General features: G+C 70.1%; 17 protein-coding genes. 7 read left to right on the forward strand and 10 right to left on the reverse strand.

Features of this window, described 5'->3' with window-relative positions; genetic code table 11:
* Positions 1 to 64: 64 nt before the first annotated feature.
* Positions 65 to 910, reverse strand: a complete 846-nt coding sequence (locus tag N1032_RS20280) for an IclR family transcriptional regulator (protein ID WP_259541808.1) — start codon at positions 908 to 910, stop codon at positions 65 to 67.
* A gap of 223 nt (positions 911 to 1,133) precedes the next feature.
* On the opposite strand from N1032_RS20280, the gene N1032_RS20285 reads away from it, so the two are divergent.
* From N1032_RS20285 to N1032_RS20310, 6 genes are all read left to right on the forward strand, one after another.
* Positions 1,134 to 1,889, forward strand: coding sequence for an SDR family oxidoreductase (locus N1032_RS20285; protein WP_259541810.1), 756 nt, complete (start codon positions 1,134 to 1,136; stop codon positions 1,887 to 1,889).
* A 55-nt stretch (positions 1,890 to 1,944) separates the two neighbouring features.
* On the forward strand, positions 1,945 to 2,538 hold the full coding sequence (locus N1032_RS20290) for a carboxymuconolactone decarboxylase family protein (RefSeq protein ID WP_259541812.1): 594 nt from the start codon (positions 1,945 to 1,947) through the stop codon (positions 2,536 to 2,538).
* Positions 2,539 to 2,575: 37 nt separating this feature from the next.
* A complete protein-coding gene (locus tag N1032_RS20295; protein ID WP_259541814.1) occupies positions 2,576 to 3,280 on the forward strand; it encodes a TetR/AcrR family transcriptional regulator in 705 nt (234 codons plus the stop codon).
* 178 nt (positions 3,281 to 3,458) lie between these two features.
* Complete coding sequence (locus N1032_RS20300) at positions 3,459 to 4,475, forward strand: TerC family protein (RefSeq protein ID WP_259541815.1); 1,017 nt, start codon at positions 3,459 to 3,461, stop codon at positions 4,473 to 4,475.
* Complete coding sequence (locus N1032_RS20305; RefSeq protein ID WP_259541817.1) at positions 4,472 to 5,332, forward strand: hypothetical protein; 861 nt, start codon at positions 4,472 to 4,474, stop codon at positions 5,330 to 5,332. Before N1032_RS20300 ends, N1032_RS20305 begins: the two co-directional genes overlap by 4 nt.
* Positions 5,333 to 5,384: 52 nt before the next feature.
* Positions 5,385 to 6,308, forward strand: coding sequence for a PaaX family transcriptional regulator (locus N1032_RS20310; protein WP_259541819.1), 924 nt, complete (start codon positions 5,385 to 5,387; stop codon positions 6,306 to 6,308).
* 28 nt (positions 6,309 to 6,336) lie between these two features.
* Here N1032_RS20310 and N1032_RS20315 read toward each other — a convergent pair whose 3' ends face one another.
* The 9 genes from N1032_RS20315 to N1032_RS20355 form a co-directional block, all read right to left on the reverse strand.
* The gene (locus N1032_RS20315) at positions 6,337 to 6,732 is read right to left on the reverse strand and encodes a RidA family protein (RefSeq protein WP_259541826.1); all 396 of its coding nucleotides are present in this window, start codon (positions 6,730 to 6,732) and stop codon (positions 6,337 to 6,339) included.
* Positions 6,729 to 7,655 (reverse strand): acyl-CoA thioesterase, encoded by a 927-nt coding sequence (locus N1032_RS20320; protein WP_259541828.1) that lies wholly within the window; start codon positions 7,653 to 7,655, stop codon positions 6,729 to 6,731. Before N1032_RS20320 ends, N1032_RS20315 begins: the two co-directional genes overlap by 4 nt.
* A complete protein-coding gene (locus tag N1032_RS20325; protein ID WP_259541836.1) occupies positions 7,652 to 8,077 on the reverse strand; it encodes a cupin domain-containing protein in 426 nt (141 codons plus the stop codon). Before N1032_RS20325 ends, N1032_RS20320 begins: the two co-directional genes overlap by 4 nt.
* A gap of 97 nt (positions 8,078 to 8,174) precedes the next feature.
* Entirely contained in the window at positions 8,175 to 10,448 is a 2,274-nt protein-coding gene (locus N1032_RS20330; RefSeq protein ID WP_259541838.1) for a bifunctional salicylyl-CoA 5-hydroxylase/oxidoreductase, read from the reverse strand.
* Complete coding sequence (locus N1032_RS20335) at positions 10,445 to 11,356, reverse strand: fumarylacetoacetate hydrolase family protein (protein WP_259541840.1); 912 nt, start codon at positions 11,354 to 11,356, stop codon at positions 10,445 to 10,447. Before N1032_RS20335 ends, N1032_RS20330 begins: the two co-directional genes overlap by 4 nt.
* A gap of 1 nt (position 11,357) precedes the next feature.
* Positions 11,358 to 11,558, reverse strand: coding sequence for a hypothetical protein (locus N1032_RS20340; protein WP_259541841.1), 201 nt, complete (start codon positions 11,556 to 11,558; stop codon positions 11,358 to 11,360).
* A 25-nt stretch (positions 11,559 to 11,583) separates the two neighbouring features.
* A complete protein-coding gene (locus tag N1032_RS20345) occupies positions 11,584 to 12,909 on the reverse strand; it encodes a phenylacetate--CoA ligase family protein (protein ID WP_259541843.1) in 1,326 nt (441 codons plus the stop codon).
* A gap of 183 nt (positions 12,910 to 13,092) precedes the next feature.
* The gene (locus N1032_RS20350) at positions 13,093 to 14,487 is read right to left on the reverse strand and encodes a wax ester/triacylglycerol synthase domain-containing protein (protein WP_259541845.1); all 1,395 of its coding nucleotides are present in this window, start codon (positions 14,485 to 14,487) and stop codon (positions 13,093 to 13,095) included.
* Positions 14,453 to 15,283, reverse strand: coding sequence for an SDR family oxidoreductase (locus N1032_RS20355; protein WP_259541847.1), 831 nt, complete (start codon positions 15,281 to 15,283; stop codon positions 14,453 to 14,455). The genes N1032_RS20350 and N1032_RS20355 overlap by 35 nt, the downstream gene beginning before the upstream one ends.
* Before the next feature lie 146 nt (positions 15,284 to 15,429).
* On the opposite strand from N1032_RS20355, the gene N1032_RS20360 reads away from it, so the two are divergent.
* Positions 15,430 to 16,305 carry a sigma-70 family RNA polymerase sigma factor gene (locus N1032_RS20360; protein WP_259541849.1) on the forward strand — a complete coding sequence of 292 codons (876 nt, stop codon included), beginning with the start codon at positions 15,430 to 15,432 and terminating at the stop codon, positions 16,303 to 16,305.
* The last annotated feature ends 22 nt before the right edge of the window (positions 16,306 to 16,327 follow it).

The following is a 16,327-nucleotide window of genomic DNA, read 5'->3' on the forward strand; positions in this document are numbered from 1 at the left end:
AACGCAACACCTCAGTATGTTCCGAGACATGGATCACTGTCAACACGCCTGGTGCCGGGCGGGATCAGGCGTGGGTCGCGTCGTTGTCGCCGTTCCTCGTGCCGCTGATGTAGCCCGACAGCCGTGCCGCCGACTGGCGCACGAGCGTGGCGAGGGAGGTCGAGTGCGCGGCGTTGAAGCGCGACTCCGGAAGCGAGACGCCGGTGACGCCGACGACGCCCGACGGACCGAACACCGGCGCGGCGATGGCGATCGCGCCTTCGATGCGCTCGCCGTGCGTGATGGCGTATCCCTCCTCGCGCACGGCCGCCAGGCGGGCCGTCAGGCTCTCCGCGTCGACCAGGGTGCGATCGGTCTGAGCCGCGAGCGGGGCGGTGATGACCGCCTGTTGCACGGCCTCGGGCACGAACGCGAGGATGGCGATGCCACTCGCTCCGGCGTGCAACGGCAGCCACTCGCGCACCGGCAGGGTGTAGCGGAGCGGATGGGGCGATTCCACCGTGAGCGTGAACATCATCTGCCGGCGCTGCTCGTTGTAGACGCCGAAGAACGACGACTCGCCGGTCTGCTCGGTGAGGTCGTCGAGGGTGTCGGAGGCCAGCTCCTGCAGCGGGAACCGGTTGCTGGTCGTCCAGGCCAGTCGCAAGAACTCCAGGCCCAGCCGGTAGGCGCCCGCGGGCGTGCGGCTGACCAGCCCGAGCTTCTCGAGATCGGTGATCAGCCGGTGCACGGTGCTGGGGCTGATGCCCAGCCGGCCGGCCAGTTCGCGCACGCCGTGCGTGTCCTGGTCGCTGTCCACCATGAGGGTGAGCAATTCGATGCCGCGCGCGAGGGGCTGGCGGCGCCGAGCCTCGATGGCATCCGGTCCGGCCTCGACGTCGTCGGCGGCATCCGTTCTCGTCTCGCTCATCGGGTATCTCTTTCCTCTCGACGGCGGGCACGGCGCCTTGACAAGCGCGAGCCGTGCGGACATTCTTATTCGCGACGTAACAGAACACCTGTTCCGTTCTAGAAAACGGTAGTGCACTGCGCGTTGTCACGCGACGCTCCTCACGCACCGTGACCGATGAGGAAGCGAGGACGCCCCCCATGGCTGTGGCGTATATTACTCGACCACGACGTCAGGCGTCGCTGTGAGCGGCGACGGGCGGGTCGCCCTGGTGACGGGCGGATCGGCGGGCATCGGTTATGCGATCGCCGAGCGCCTGTCGGATGACGGCTTCCGCGTGGCCGTGATCAGCAGCGGTGAGGGCGGCGCGGAGACGGCCGCCGCGACGCTGTCGGAGGATGGCGCGGTGGTGCGGGGCTACCGCGCCGACGTCAGCGACCGGGCCCAGGTCGACGCGGCGATCGCCGCCGTGCGCTCCGAGCTGGGGCCGATCTCGGTGATCGTGGCCAACGCGGCCATCGCCCCTCAGCATCCGTTCCTCGAGATGACTCAGGAGCAGTGGGACACCACGATCGCGATCAACCTGACCGGCACCTTCAACACGGTGCAGGCGGCGCTGGGCGACCTTGTCGACGCCGGCTGGGGGAGGGTCGTGCTCATCTCGTCGTCGAGTGCTCAGCGCGGAGCCCCTCGCATGGCGCACTATGCCGCCTCGAAGGGCGGCCAGCTGTCGATGACCAAAGCGCTCGCCGTCGAGTTCGCCGGCGTGGGCATCACGGTCAACAGCGTGGTGCCGTCGTCGGTGGAGTCGCGCAGCGTGCAGCGCAAGCAGGAGGCGGGCGCCATGCCGTCGGCCGAGGCGATGGCGAAGTACATCCCGGTGGGCCGGATGGGCCGGGGAGAAGACATCGCCGCGGCGGTCTCCTACCTCGTCTCCGACGGCGCTTCGTATGTCACCGGCCAGACGATCAGTGTGAACGGCGGCTCGTTCATCGGCTGAGCTCGGGAGCCCGACCGACAGACCGAACGAACCGAGCCCGATGAGAGGACCAGACGTGACCGACGCCCGAATTCAGCCGATCCCCGCCGCGGAGTGGAGTGACGAGATGTGGGATGCCATCTCGGTGATCGGCGCCAAGCGGCCGGAACCCGGCACGCCGCCCGGCCCGAGCTCGAACATCCTCGGCATCTACGCCAACCATCCGCCGTTCGTCACCGGGTGGATGCCGTTCTCGAGCTACCTCAAGCACTCGAGCCTCACCGACCGGGTGCGCGAGATCGCGATCATCCGCACCACCTGGCTCGACGGAGGGGAGTACGAGTGGGCCCAGCACCGGCGGCTCGGCAAGAGCGCCGGACTGACCGACGCCGAGATCGACGCGCTCTCCGACGGGGAGCCGGTGGAGTGGTCCGACGCGGATGCCGTGGCCATCGAGGCCATCGACGAACTCGTGCGCGACCGCCTGATCTCCGACCCGACCTGGGCCGAACTGGCTCGGCACTTCTCGAAGCCCCAGTTGATCGATTTCGTCTTCATGGTGGCCACCTACGACATGCACTGTCTCGCCTTCAACTCGCTCGGGCTTCAGCTCGACCCAGGACTCGTGGGTTTTCCGGCGAGTCATCCTCGCGGAGGGGCCTCGGGCTGACGGGCCGTGGCCGCGCGGAGCCATTAGGTTATGACTCATGACCCCGCCGCCCGCGCCATCCCCCAGCCGCCCGGTCACCCGGGTGCCCGGCGAGCGACCCAACGCCCGGGGTGAGGCGACGAGGCAACGCATCCTCGGTGAAGCGGAGCGGCTCTTCGCCGAACGGGGCATCGAGGCCGTGCCGTTGCGGGACATCGGCATGGCTGCCGGTCAGCGCAACCACGCCGCGGTGCAATACCATTTCGGTGACCGCATGCAGTTGATCCAGGAGATCGTCGAGTTCCGCGGCGGCGCGAGCGATGAGCGGCGTGCCACGATGGTCGCCGACCTCATGTTCACGGGCACTCCGCCCGGCGTGACCGACATCATCGGCGCCTTCGTGCGCCCACTGGCCATGCACCTGCAGGAGGACAACCACTATCTGGGATTCCTCTCGCGCTTCATCACCGAAGAGGGCGGCTACGAGGCGCTCGGAGACCGGGGCACGCACGCGGGCGCCTCGGTCGTGACACTGCGCGCTCTTCTCACCCGCATCGTGCCCGAGGTGCCCGAGAAGGTTCTCGACGAGAGATGGTGGGTCACGCTCACGAGCGCGGTGCACACCCTGGCGCGCTACCAGTCGGCCCAGCGCAAACGCGAGCACCTGCCGGCGCAGGTCGACGTGCTGATCGACGATCTCGTGGCCTATCTGAGCGCCGGCATCGTGGCTCCGGTCGTCGAGGGCGACCCGCGCCTGGGCTGAGGCTGGGAAGCCGGCCGCGGCGGGTGTTGTAGAGTAGAGCCATCAAGGGGAGTACTCCCACCCGCGATCGGCTCGTCAATACGGATGCTCCGCAGCATCCCGGGTCATCGGTCCGGCTTCGGCCGGGTGGAGGAGACCTTGGCGTCATTCGCTACGCCGAGCCCTTTGGAGTTCCCCCGTGCAGGTCACACCCCTGATCTGGATCGTCACCATCGCCGTCACGATCCTGTTCTTCGTCTACGAGTTCTTCGCCCACGTGCGGAAGCCGCACGAGCCGACGATCGCCGAGTCGGCCCGCTGGTCGGCGTTCTACATCGGGCTCGCGGTGCTGTTCGGCGTGGGTATCGGCGTGGTGTCGGGGTGGACCTACGGCGGCGAGTACTTCGCCGGCTACCTCACCGAGAAGGCGCTGTCGATCGACAACCTGTTCGTCTTCCTGCTCGTGATGACGGGCTTCGCGGTGCCGAAGATCTACCAGCAGAAGGTGCTGATGATCGGCATCGTGATCGCGCTCATCCTGCGCGGCGGATTCATCGCCGCCGGTTCGACCCTGATCGAGAACTTCTCCTGGATCTTCTACCTGTTCGGCGCACTGCTGCTCTTCCTGGCCTACCGACAGGCGTTCTCGAGCCATGAGTCCGACCCGGCGAACGGGCGATTCATGGGCTTCGTGCGGCGCCACCTCCCGGTGGCCGACGAGTACCACGGCGACAAGCTGACGGTGAAGAAGGGCCGCACGCGGTTCGTCACGCCCATGCTGCTGACCATCATCGCGATCGGCTTCATCGACCTCGTCTTCGCGGTCGACTCCATCCCCGCCATCTACGGACTCACCAACGAGGCCTACATCGTGTTCACGGCCAACGCGTTCGCGCTGATGGGGCTGCGGCAGCTGTTCTTCTTGATCGGTGGACTGCTCGAACGCCTGGTCTACCTGTCGCAGGGCCTTGCCGTGATCCTCGCCTTCATCGGCGTGAAGCTCGTGTTCCACGCGCTGCACGTGAACGAGCTGCCGTTCGTGAATGGCGGCGAGCCGGTGCTCTGGGTGCCCGAGATCCCGATCTGGTTCTCGCTCGCCTTCATCGGCGCGACCATCGCCGTGGCCACGATCGCGAGCCTCGCGAAGACCCGCGGAGACGAACGCAAGCGGGCGATCGAGCCCGTGGAGACCACCTCGACGAAAGGATCCCTGTGAGCACCATCAACCGACTTCTCGGCCTGGCGAAGAAGGCCCTCGACGCGTCCGGCGCCGGCGCGAGCGGTGGCGGCGCGCATCCGACCTCCCGTGCGGCCGACCGCTACAGTGCGCCGGTGCGCGGTGCCGACCAGCGTGGTGCCGACCAGCGCGGTGCCGACCAGCGCGGTGCCGACCGAAGCGGTGCCGATCTGACGGCGGCCGACCGCGCCGCGATCGCGCGCTACGACTATCTCGTGCAGACCGCCGACCCGCACCAGCTCGAGCTCGTGCACCGCGAGGCGTTCGCGCGGCTGACCCCCGCACAACGCCAGCAGGTGGAGCAACGGATGCGCGAGGAGCTCCCCGAGCACGAACGGCCGCACTCCGCCGGAGTCGACGATCTGGCGCGCACCGCGACCCGGGCCGAGATGGGCCGGCCGGGGCGCCTGCGCGGGCTGCTGGCTCGGGCGGGATCGCACGCACCGGTGGGTCGTGGAGCCGGCGGTGGAGCCGGTCGCGGCGCCGGCGCCGGAGCGGGCCTCGCGGCCGGTGGCGCTGTTGCCGGGGCAGGCCTGGCGGCCGGCGGCGTGCTCGCGGCGGTGGCCGGCGGCGCCGTCGTCAGCTCGGTGGCGGCACCGTTGCTGGCCGAGGCCGCGAACCTCGGTGTCGACTTCGACGCCCTCGCCTCGTCGATCGACGTGGAGGCACTCGGTGCGGGTCTCGGTGACCTGAGCGGCGGAGCGGGCGAGGCCCTCGGCGGGCTCGGCGAGCAGGTGGGCGGCTTCGGCGAGCAGCTGACCGGCCTCGGCCAGCAGGTCGGCGGGCTCGGCGAGCGGTTCGGCATTCCGGGGCTCGGCGACCTGTTCAACCGCTGACGCGAGGGCCCTCGATCACGAGGGCCCGCCCCGCGCCTGACATGATGGTTCGATGAGCGAGACGGGGCGGCTGCCGGCCAGCGCGGGGGCGCGGATGTCGCGCACGATCCTCGTCGGGTTCCTCGGCTCGGTCGTGCGCACGATGGGCAACTGGATGCCGATCGCGGGCGCCGTAGACCTAATGGGCCGCTGCGGTCTCGACGAGTCGAGCGTGCGCACCGCCATCTTCCGGCTCAAGCAGCGCGGCTGGCTGGTGCCGGAGACCCGGGCTCGCGCCAAAGGCTACCTGCTCACCGATCTCGCCCTCGAGTCGCTGGCGGCCGGCGACGAGATCGTCTGGCACGCCCGTCAGGCGGCCGACCTCGACGAGGGCTGGTGCATCGTGAACTTCTCGGTGCCCGAGTCGGCGCGGGCGAAGCGGCACAAACTGCGTGCCCACCTCGCCTCGCTCGGGTTCGGCAACATCGGCTCCGGCGTGTGGATCGCGCCGGCCCGCATGCTCGACGCCGCCAAGCGCGCGATCGACGAACTCGAGCTCACCGCGCAATCGGCCGTCTTCGTCGGCGACTATGTCGCCGGTCAAGATCTCGATGCGCTGCTCTCGAGCGGCTGGGACCTCGCCGAGATCGACCGCCGCTATCGCGAGTTCATCGAAGCCCACGCCGGCGAGGCCGACCGCATCGAGGCTGCGGTGGGCGCTGATGGCTCAGGGGGCGCTAGCGGCTCAGCGGGCGCTGACGGCTCCGGGGACATCGACGGCGAGCAGGCGTTCGTGGCCTACATCACGGTGATCAACGAGTGGCGCAAGCTGCCGTTCCGCGATCCCGGTCTGCCGCGGGAGGTGCTGGCCGCCGACTGGCCGGCGCCGGCGGCCGGGCTGCTGTTCGAGCGCCTGGTGACGCTGCTGGAGGGTCGGGCGCTAGCGTACGCCGCCGCGCAGTGGCCCGCGGCCACCACCACCGCCGCCACCGACTGACCCGCTGGGAGCGGCGACGCCCGGCCGGTCAGGAGGGCAGAACCGCGACGCCCTTGATCTCGATCAGCGCTTCGGGCTGCCAGAGCGCCGTGATGCCGATGCCTGCCATGGCAGGGTAATGCGAGCCCGCCAGCTCGCGCCAGATGCGGCCGATCTCACGGCCGTGCGCCTGGTAGTCGGGCACGTCGGTGAGATAGATCGTGACCTCGACCAGGTCGTCGGGCGATCCGCCGGCGTGCTCGAGCGTGGCCAGCACGTTCGAGAAGGCCTGGCGGAACTGCTCCACGATGCCACCCTCGACGATCGTGCCGTCGGCGCCCATGGCGGTCTGCCCGCCGAGGTAGACGGTCGACCCGACCTTGATGCCGTGCGCGTAGCCCGACGGTTTGGGCAGGGACGGCGGGTTGATCGTCTGCTTGGTCATGTGGTGCCTCCAGAGGCGGTCGAGACGGTCGAAGTGCTGGGGTCGGCCGGGGTGCCCGGGTGGGCAGCCGCGCCGGGGGGAAGCCGGATCATGCCCTCTTGCGCCACCGAGGCCAGCAGGTGCCCTCGGGCGTCGAAGAACGACCCCGACACCAGGGCGCGATTGCTCTGCATCGACTGCGCCTGCTGCGTGTAGAGCACCCACTCGTCGGCGCGGCCGTCGCGGTGGAACCACATCGCGTGATCGAGGCTCGCGGTGGAGAGCCCGGCGGCCGCCCACGGCGTGGAGACCGATCGCAGGGCGCTCTCGAGGATCGTGTAGTCGCAGACGTACGCCAGGGCGAGTCGATGCAGGTCGAGGTCGTCGGGCAGCGGCGAGAACGACTTCACCCACACGGCCTGGTGCGCCACGGCGGCGCCCTCGACGTCGACATAGACCGGCGACGGCACGTGCCGCATGTCGAAGCTGCGGCCCTCGGCCCAGTAACGGGCCGCGGCCCCCTCGACGCCCGCGAGCACCTCGGCCGAGGAGGGCAGGGACTCCGGATCGGGCACGTCGTCGGGCATGCCGATCTGGATACCCGGTCCGTTCTCCGGCACCTGGAACGAGACCGTCGCGAGGAACGCGGTCTTTCCGTTCTGGCGCCCGGTCACCGTGCGGGTCGAGTAGCCGCGCCCGTCGCGCACCCGGTCGACCGTGTACTCCACCTCGCTGTCGACGTCGACGGGCCGCAGAAAATGGCCGTGCATCGAGTTGACCCGGCGGTCGGGCCCGGCGGTCGCGATCGCCGAGGCGAGAGCCTGCGCCACCATGTCTCCGCCGTAGGCCTTCGGCCACGGGCAGTACTGCGTGCGGGCGGTGAACCGGTCATCGGGCTCGGCCGTGAGCTCGACGGCGGCGAGGAACGGAGCGCTGGTCGTCATGCGCGGCGGAAGCCCTCGAGGGTCGAGTCGTCGACGTCGTCGAGGTTCACCACGATGTTTTCGGGCGTGCGGGTGGTGAGCCAGACCAGCTCTTCGTCGACGCTCATGTTGGCTTCGACGTGCGGCATGAACGGGGGCACGAAGACCCAGTCGCCCTGGGTCATGTCGAGCCACTCCGAGAAGCCCTCGCCGAAGTAGATGCGGGCGGTGCCGCGCAGCACGTAGCCGCCCGTCTCGGCCTCGCCGTGGTGGTGCGGCAGCGAGCGGTAGCCGGGCTCGTTGCTCACCTGGCCGAACCACAGCTTCGTGGCCGGCGTGTGCTGGATGCTCACTCCCGAGACGCGCACGGCGCCCCCGGACTGCCCGGTCTCGCGGTGCTCCTCGCCGCTTCGGGTGACGATCGGAACGACTTCTGCGGTCATGATTACCTCCTCGGCCACGCTAGCAGGGCGCGGCATAGACGACACACTTTCTTTTCGCTCGTAACGAATGTGAGCTTTTTGCGCGAGCGACTACCGCTCACGGGGTCTGGGCCCGCCGTCGCGCCCGCAACCCCGAGCGATATTGCTTGGGCACCGTGCGATCGCGGTAGCCGAGGTCGAGGGCGGCATTGAGCGTCCAGTACGGATCGACGAGATGCGGTCGCGACAGCAGACAGAGATCGGCACGGCCGGCCACGAGGATGGTGTTGACGTCGTCGATCGAGCTCACCGCGCCCACGGTCATCGTCGGGATGCCGACCTCGAGCCGGATGCGGTCGCTGAACGGGGTCTGGTAAAGCCTCCCGTACTCAGGCTTGGCCTCGGTGCTGGTCTGCCCGGTCGAGACGTCGATGATGTCGCAGCCGTGCTGCTTGAGCGCCTCAGCGAGGGCCACGGCGTCGTCTCCGTCGAAACCGCCGTCGACCCAGTCGGTGGCGCTGATGCGCACGCTGATGGGCTTGTCGTCTGGCCAGACCTCCCGCACGGCATCGAAGACCTCGAGCGCCAGGCGGTTGCGGCCCTCGCGACTGCCGCCGTACTCGTCGGTGCGTTTGTTCGACAGGGGCGAGAGAAAGCTCGACACCAGGTAGCCGTGCGCGAAGTGCAGTTCGAGGATGTCGAACCCGGCGCGGTCGCCGCGTCGGGCGGCGTCGGCGTGCTCGGCCACGATCCGCGCGATCTCGGCCTGCGTCAGCTCGTGCGGAACCTGTCCGTGGGGCAGGTAGGGAATCGGCGAGGGGCCCACGATCGGCCAGTTGCCGTCATCCAGCGGCTCGTCGATGCCGTCCCACATGAGCTTCGTGCTGCCCTTGCGGCCGGAGTGGCCGATCTGCAGGCCGATCTTGGCCGAGCTGCTCTCGTGCACGAAGTCGACGACGCGCTTCCAGGCGAGCTGCTGCTCGTCGTTCCAGAGGCCCGGGCAGCCGGGCGTGATGCGCCCCTCGGGCGACACGCAGGTCATCTCGGTGAAGACCAGCCCGGCGCCGCCGACGGCACGCGAGCCCAGGTGCACGAGGTGCCAGTCGGTGGGAACACCGTCGACCGCCGAGTACTGGGCGGTGGGCGACACCACGACGCGGTTCTTCACCTCGAGACCGCGCAGTCGGAACGGGAAGAACATCGGCGGAGTGCCCGGGGCGGCTTCGTAACCGCGCTCGGCCTGGTCGGCGGTGAACCACTCGTCGACGCGCGCCATGTAGAGCGGGTCGCGCACGCGCAGGTTGTCGTAGGTGATGCGCTGGCTGCGGGTGAGCAGCTGGAAGACGAACTGCTGCGGGGGCAGGCTGACGTAGCGGTGGATGTTCTCGAACCAGCCCAGGCTCGTCATCGCCGACCGGCGGAGCGAGGCGGCGACCGGGCGGCGTGTGTTCTCGTAGCTCACCAGGGCGGCTTCGACGGTGGGCTCGGCGCCGATCGCGCCGACCAGCGCGACCGCGTCCTCCAGCGCCTGCTTGGTGCCGGAGCCGATCGAGAAATGCGCCGTGTGCGCGGCGTCGCCGATGATCACGACGTTGCCGCTGTGCCACCGCTCGTTCGTGACGTCGCGGAAGTTCAGCCAGTTGGAGTTGTTGCCCTGCAGCCGGTGACCCTGCAGGTAGTCGGCGAAGACGGCTTCGCAGAAGGCCAGGGCCGCGGCATCCGTCTGCCCGGGAACGGATGCCGATCGGTCGAGCCCGGCTCGGCGCCAGGTGTCGGGGTCGGTCTCGACGAGGAAGGTCGAGCTCGACTCGCCGTAGGGGTAGATGTGCGCCCAGAACATGCCGTAGGGGGTGTCGACGAACACGAAGGTGAAGCAGTCGACCGGGCGGTCGGTGCCGAACCAGGCGTATTTGAACGGGCGCACCTCGACGCTCTCGCCGAACTCCGCGGCCATCGCGGTGCGGGTGCGGCTGTTCACGCCGTCGGAGGCGATCACGAGATCGTGGGTGAGACTCAGCTCGGCGGCATCCGGGGCCTGCGTGTCGTGGCGCAGCGTCACGCCCAGCTCGAGCGCCCGTTCGGCCAGCACCAGCAGCAGCTCCTTGCGGCTGAGGGCGGCGAAGGCGTGGCCGTCGGAGCGCTCCCGGTAGCCCTTGAAGTCGACGTCCATCGCGCTCCACTTGCGCCACAGCTGTTCGATGCGCTCGAAGCTCACCGGATCGGCCTCCCGCAGTCCGCCGAGCGTCTCCTCCGAGAACACGACGCCGAAGCCGAAGGTCTCGTCGATGGAGTTGCGCTCGAAGACCGTGACCTCGTGGGCCGGGTTCTGGAGCTTGAGCAGGATGGCGCTGTAGAGGCCGCCGGGGCCCGCGCCGATGCAGGCGATTCTCATCGTGCGTCGGTTCCGTTCGTCGTGGTCGAAGTGAGGTCGGTGAGGGCGACCGTGTTGCGCAGTTCACCGAGGCCGTGCACCCGGGTGACCAGCTCGTCGCCCGCGGCCAGGTAGACGGCCGGTTCGCGCGCGCTTCCGATGCCGCTCGGGGTGCCCGTGAGCAGCACGTCACCGGGCTGCAGGGTCATGCCGAGACTGAGCTCCTCGAGCAGCACCCCCACCGGGAAGGCCATCGCCGTGGCGGGGGCGTTCTGCAGGGTGACGCCGCTGAGGGTGAGCGACACCGAGAGGGCGGCGACATCCACTTCGTCGCTCGTCGTGATCCAGGGCCCGATCGGCATGGTGCCGTCGATGCTCTTGCCCTTCAGCCACTGACCGCCGTGCCGGCGCTGCAGGTCGCGCTGCGAGACGTCGTTCGCCACGAAGTAGCCGAAGACGTGCGACTCGGCGGTGGCGGCGGTCAGCGAGCGGCCGGGCGAGCCGATCACGAGCGCGATCTCGGCCTCGTAGTCCCACGCCGACGACAGGGCGGGGTCGAACGCGATCGGGTCGTGCGGCCCGATCACGACGCCGGGACCCTTGGTGAAGAACGTCGGATGCTCGGGCAGCTCGGCCGGGCCCTGGCCGCCGCCCTTGCCGAGCGATTCGAAGAAGTGGTCGGAGTAGTTCCAGCCGGTGCACAGGATGTCGCGGTTGAAGCGCGTGAGCGGCGCGAGCCATTCGACCTCGGCGCGGTCGACCGCCTCGGCGGTCGGCGACAGCACCTCGACCAGGTGCAGCGCCGCCTCGAGGCCGAGCCGCACGAGATCGTCGATCGTGGGAGCGTCGGGGCCGAGCACGAGCACGGCCTCGTCAGTCACCACCGCGGTGCGGATGCCGCCGGACACCCGCACCCGAGCGAGCCGCATCTCAGCAGCTGCGATCGGTGAGGTGCTCGTAGACGAGCCCGAGGTCGCCGACGGCGATGCCGATCGCGCTGAGGGCGACGCGCACGTTCGCGGTCGAGGAGGGGGCCAGGTCGGCCGCCTCGAGCGTCTTCAGCTGCTCGTAGACGCCGAGCAGCATCGTCTCCTGCTCGGTGAGGGGGTTGCCGATGAGATCCGTTGGCATGTCGTGCTCCTTCTATCGTCGGTTCTCAGCGCAGGTCCTGAAGGCGCTTGGCCTTCAACTCGAAGCGCGGAAGAGTGTTGGCGTCTGCCCGCTCGATGATGAAACGCAGGCCCTCGTGGCCGTCGGCCAGCTCGGTGCCGAGGCGCGTGACGAGGCCGCTCCACTCGTCGTCGGTGACCGAGGCCTTGGGCTCGGCGATGAGGGTGATCTCGTCGCGGATGCCCTCGCGGGTGATCTTCACCTGGAACTCCTCGATCACCGGGAAGGTGCGGATGATCGCCTCCACCGCCCGGGGGTAGACGTTCGTGCCGCGCACGAGCTTCATGTCGTCGACCCGCCCCAGGATGCCGCCCTCGTAGATGTCCCAGGTGCGGCCGTTGGTCGACGTGGTCCAGGGCACCTTCACCACCAGGTCGGAGGTGCGGTACTTGATCAGCGGGATCATGCTGCGGCCGAACGACGTCGTGACGCGCTCGCCGCTCTCGCCGTAGGGCCGTTCGGCGCCCGACTCGGGGTCGATGACCCTTTCGATGAACTGGTCTTCGATGATGTGCGCGCCGCCCGGCTGGTCGTGCGGCTCGAACATGAAGATGGTCGAGATCTCGGTCATGCCGGCCGTGTCGTAGGTCTTCGCGCCCCAGAGGTTCTCGATCAGTGCCTTGGTCTCGGCGATCGATCCCGCGGGCTCGCCCGACAGCACGATCGTGTGCACCTTCGACGCCGCGAGGTCGATGCCGAGCGCTTCCGCCTCCTGGGCGAGCCGGATGGCGTAGGTCGGCGTCGAGGCCACGACGGTCGCGTCGAAGTCGACGATCTGCTTCACGCGGGCCGCGGTGGTCTGCGCCCCGCCCGGGATGGTCATGGCACCGATCTTCTCCAGGCCGTTGTGCAGGCCCCAGAACCCGATGAACGTGCCGTAGCCGAAGGCCACATAGCCGATGTCGGCCGGCCGCACTCCCATGCCCCACAGGGCATACGACCACATCTCGGCCGACCAGGCCCAGTCTTTGCGGGAGTCGAGCGCCCGCAGAGGTGTCTTGCCCGAGGTGCCGCTCGTGGTGTGGAACCGGATGGCGTTCTCGTGGCCTGCCACGGGCAGCTCGCCGTAGGGCGGGAACTCCGTCTGGCTCTGCATCCACTCGTCGCGGGTCAGGAAGGGGATGCGGTCGTAGTCGTCCCAGCTCCTCAACTGGTCAGAGCGGAACCCGGCCCGGGCGAACGACTTCTGGTAGAAGACACTGCGCGCCTCGGCCCACTCGACCACCCGCTGCAGCTTCGCGAACTGAAGGGCCTTCAGGTCGCTGCGCGACATCGTCTCGGTCTTGGGGTTCCAATACGGGCTGTCGTTCATCGGCGGTAAACCTTTCTTCGATTCCGGCGTCATCGGGGAATGAGGGAGCAGGACTCCCATCGACAGTAGGGTTCGTTCGTTTCGGCCAGATTACACCGTAGTTACGATCGTTACTGGCGCGAAATGTTTGCCTACGTACGTAGGCGCGATGCGGCGCGGCTCGGCGCGACTCGACGCCGCGGCCTAGGCCCTGAGCGAGTCGCCGGTGCCCGACGCGCGCTGCAGCTCGCGGTATGACGCGTCGACCGCGTCGGCGAGGCCGCCGATGCCGGGCAGCGCGGTGGGGTCGGTGCAGAAGCCGATGCCGACCTCGCCGGCGTTCGAGATGGCGGCGATGCGCAACACGTGATGGGCGCCGGGTTCGGCCGACGAGAACAGCCGGTCGACCCGTCGTCGCCTCACGGCCACCGGATGCCGCGGCCCCGGCACGTTCGAGACGGCGACGCTGAACTCGTGCGCGCTGCCCGCCGCGCGCTGCGCGAGCTCGCCCGCGGCCCCGAGCCGCCCGAGCGCGTGGAAGAGGTCGTAGAGCAGCGCGGCGTCGTCGAGCTGCTTCTCGGTGCGGGTGTGCGCGCTGATGCGGTCGAGCCGGCGCAACGGGTCGGCCTCGCCGAGGAACAGGTCGACGTTGATGAAGGAGTCGCGGTTGCCGAGCGAGGCCGCGCTCTCGTCGCGATGGTGCAGGCTCACCGGAATCTGCGCCCGCACGTCGCTTCGCGATCCGTGCCCGTCGCGCGCGGCATCCAGCCACGACCGCAGACCGCCGGCCACCGCCGCGAGCAGCACGTCGTTCACGGTGGCGTGGTCGGGACGACTCGCCCCGATGTCTTTCAGCCCCTGCAACGGCACCGACACGAACGCGACCTCGCGGGCGCTGGTGAGCGGCCGGTCGAACGGCGACCGCGCAACCGGATGCCCGAGCTCGCGCAGCAGCGCCGCCGGCATCCGTCGCCACTCGTCGGCGGGCGACCGTTCGGCGGCTTGCCCCGAGGCGCCGACAGCCGCCTGGTGGGGCGGGGCGTCGCTTGGCGGCACGTCGACCGGCGGAGCGTCGTGCGGGTCGAGCAGGATGCCCTCGAGAAACCGCAGGCCCGCGATGCCGTCGACCATGGCGTGATGCAGGCGCGCGGCGATCACCTCGGTGCCGTCGGCGAGTGGGCCGAGCAGGTCGAGCGTCCAGAGCGGTCGATCGCGGTCGAGGTGCTCCGACATGAGCGCACTCAGCTCGCGCCGCAGATCGGCCTCGGTGGCGCACTCGGCGCCCGCACGCCGGCGCACGTGGTGTGCGATGTCGAAACCGGATGCCGCCACCCAGCGTGGCCCGTCGCCCCCGGTCGCCCTCGCCGCCATGCCCGCGCCGCTGCTCGCCGCCCTGCCCGCGCCGCCGGTCTCGACGCGCTGCCGGGCGCGGGGCTCGTCGCTCAGCCGCGCCGCGACCGCGAGCCGCAACTCGTCGAGGTCGAGCGGTGGGCCGGGCTCCAGCACCAGGAGCTTCATCGTGTGCCCGGTCAGCACCGACGATTCGAGCGCGAGGATGCGCGCGTCATCCGGTGACAGCCGCTCCGGCTCCTCTGCCATGCCAGAAGCTTAACGACTGGGCCCAGGTGCGCCGGCCCCGATCGGCCGACTCGTCGGCGAGATTGTCGCCCGCGCGGTAGGCGCGCCCGACGGCCCCGGGCAGCCGCACCGGAAGCAGCGCGTGCCGGCGGCGACCGCTCGCCTCGGCATAGAGCGCGGCGAGTCGCGGCAGATCGAGCACCTCGGGGCCGGCCAGGTCGGGCACCCGGCTGGCGGCGGCACCCAGCGTGAGGGCCGCGAGTCGCGCGGCGACCTCGTCGCGATCGACCGGCTCGAAGCGCAGACCACCGGGCGCCGGCAGCAACGGCAGTCTCGCCATCGCCCGCACGACGGGCCGCACGAAGTCGTGCAGCTGGGCCACCCGCAGAACGGTGAACGGCAGGCCCGACCGCTCGAGGGTGCGCTCGGCGGCGGCCTTGGTCCGGAAGTAGCCGATCGGCATGCGGTCGGCGCCGATCACCGAGATCAGCACGAGCCGGTCGACTCCCGCCCGTCGGGCCGCCGCCACGACGTTGCGGGCGGCGACGTCGTCGCCCTTCGCACCTCCGGCGAGATGCAGCACCACGTCGACGCCTGCCATAGCCTCGGCCAGCCCCTGGTCGCGAACGGTGTCGCCGCCGACGTGCTGCACGAGGTCGCCGACGCCGGCGTCACCGGCGTTACCGGCGTCGGGTTGGTCGCCGCGCTCCGGATGCCGGCTGAGCACCCGGATGCGCCGCCCCTCGCCGGCCAGCAGCGGCACGACCCGGCTGCCGATGGTGCCGGTGCCGCCCGTGACGAGAATGGGTGCGTTCATGGTCTGAGTTCCTTTCGGTCGTGAGGTGACGAGACGTGACGGACGAGACGAGACGTGACGTGACGTGACGAGAGGGCGCGCGCCGTGTCACAGTGAGGTGCGCACGATCGTCGAGAGCATGACGATCGACTGCGAGGAGATGTGACATGACCGACCGGAACGACCTGGCCCGCCGGTTCGACGCGCAGCGTCCGAGGCTGCGGGCCATCGCCGCCCAGCTGCTCGGATCGAGCGCCGACGCCGACGACGCCGTTCAGGAGGCGTGGTTGAGGCTCGAGCGGGTCGACGCGGGCGGCATCCGGAATCTCGACGCGTGGCTCACGACCGTGGTGTCGCGGGTGAGCCTCGACCTGCTTCGCGCCCCGCGGCGCTCGCGCGAGCGGCCCTGGCAGGTCGAGCCGTGGCGCGACGAACCGGTCGTGACGCAGCCCGACCCTGCGGATGCCGCGGCCGAAGCCGATCGGGTGGGCGTCGCCCTGCTCGTGGTGCTCGAACGCCTGAGCGCGGCCGAGCGGGTCGCGTTCGTGCTGCACGACGTGTTCGGGCAGCCGTTCGACGAGATCGCCGAGGTGCTCGACCGGTCACCGGATGCCGCCCGGCAGCTCGCCTCGCGGGCGCGCCGGCGGGTGCGCGGCGCTCCGGCGCCGGAGAGGACCGATCGGGCCACCGGCCGGCGCCTCGTCGAGGCCTGGCTCGCGGCGGCATCCGGTGGCGACTTCACCGCGCTGATCGGCCTGCTCGACGAGGGCGCCGTGTTGGAGGCCGATTTCGGCACGAACCGGCAGCGCATCGAGGGCGCCGACGAGATCGCGGCCCAGGCCGTGCTCTCGGCGCGACTCGCCGCTCACTCGACGCCGGTGCTCATCGACGGCCTGCCCGGGGTGGCGGCGACGATGGCGGGCCGGGTGGTGTCGGTCATGGCCTTCGAGATCGTCGCCGACCGCATCGTGGGGTTGCACGTGCTGGCCGACGCGCCGAGACTCGCGAGGTCGGGCGTGCACGCCGCGCTCGAGGGCCGGTAGCGTACAAGGACACGTTCGCGGA

This window comes from Herbiconiux daphne, from assembly GCF_024979295.1.
Taxonomy (GTDB): Bacteria; Actinomycetota; Actinomycetes; order Actinomycetales; family Microbacteriaceae; genus Herbiconiux; species Herbiconiux daphnes.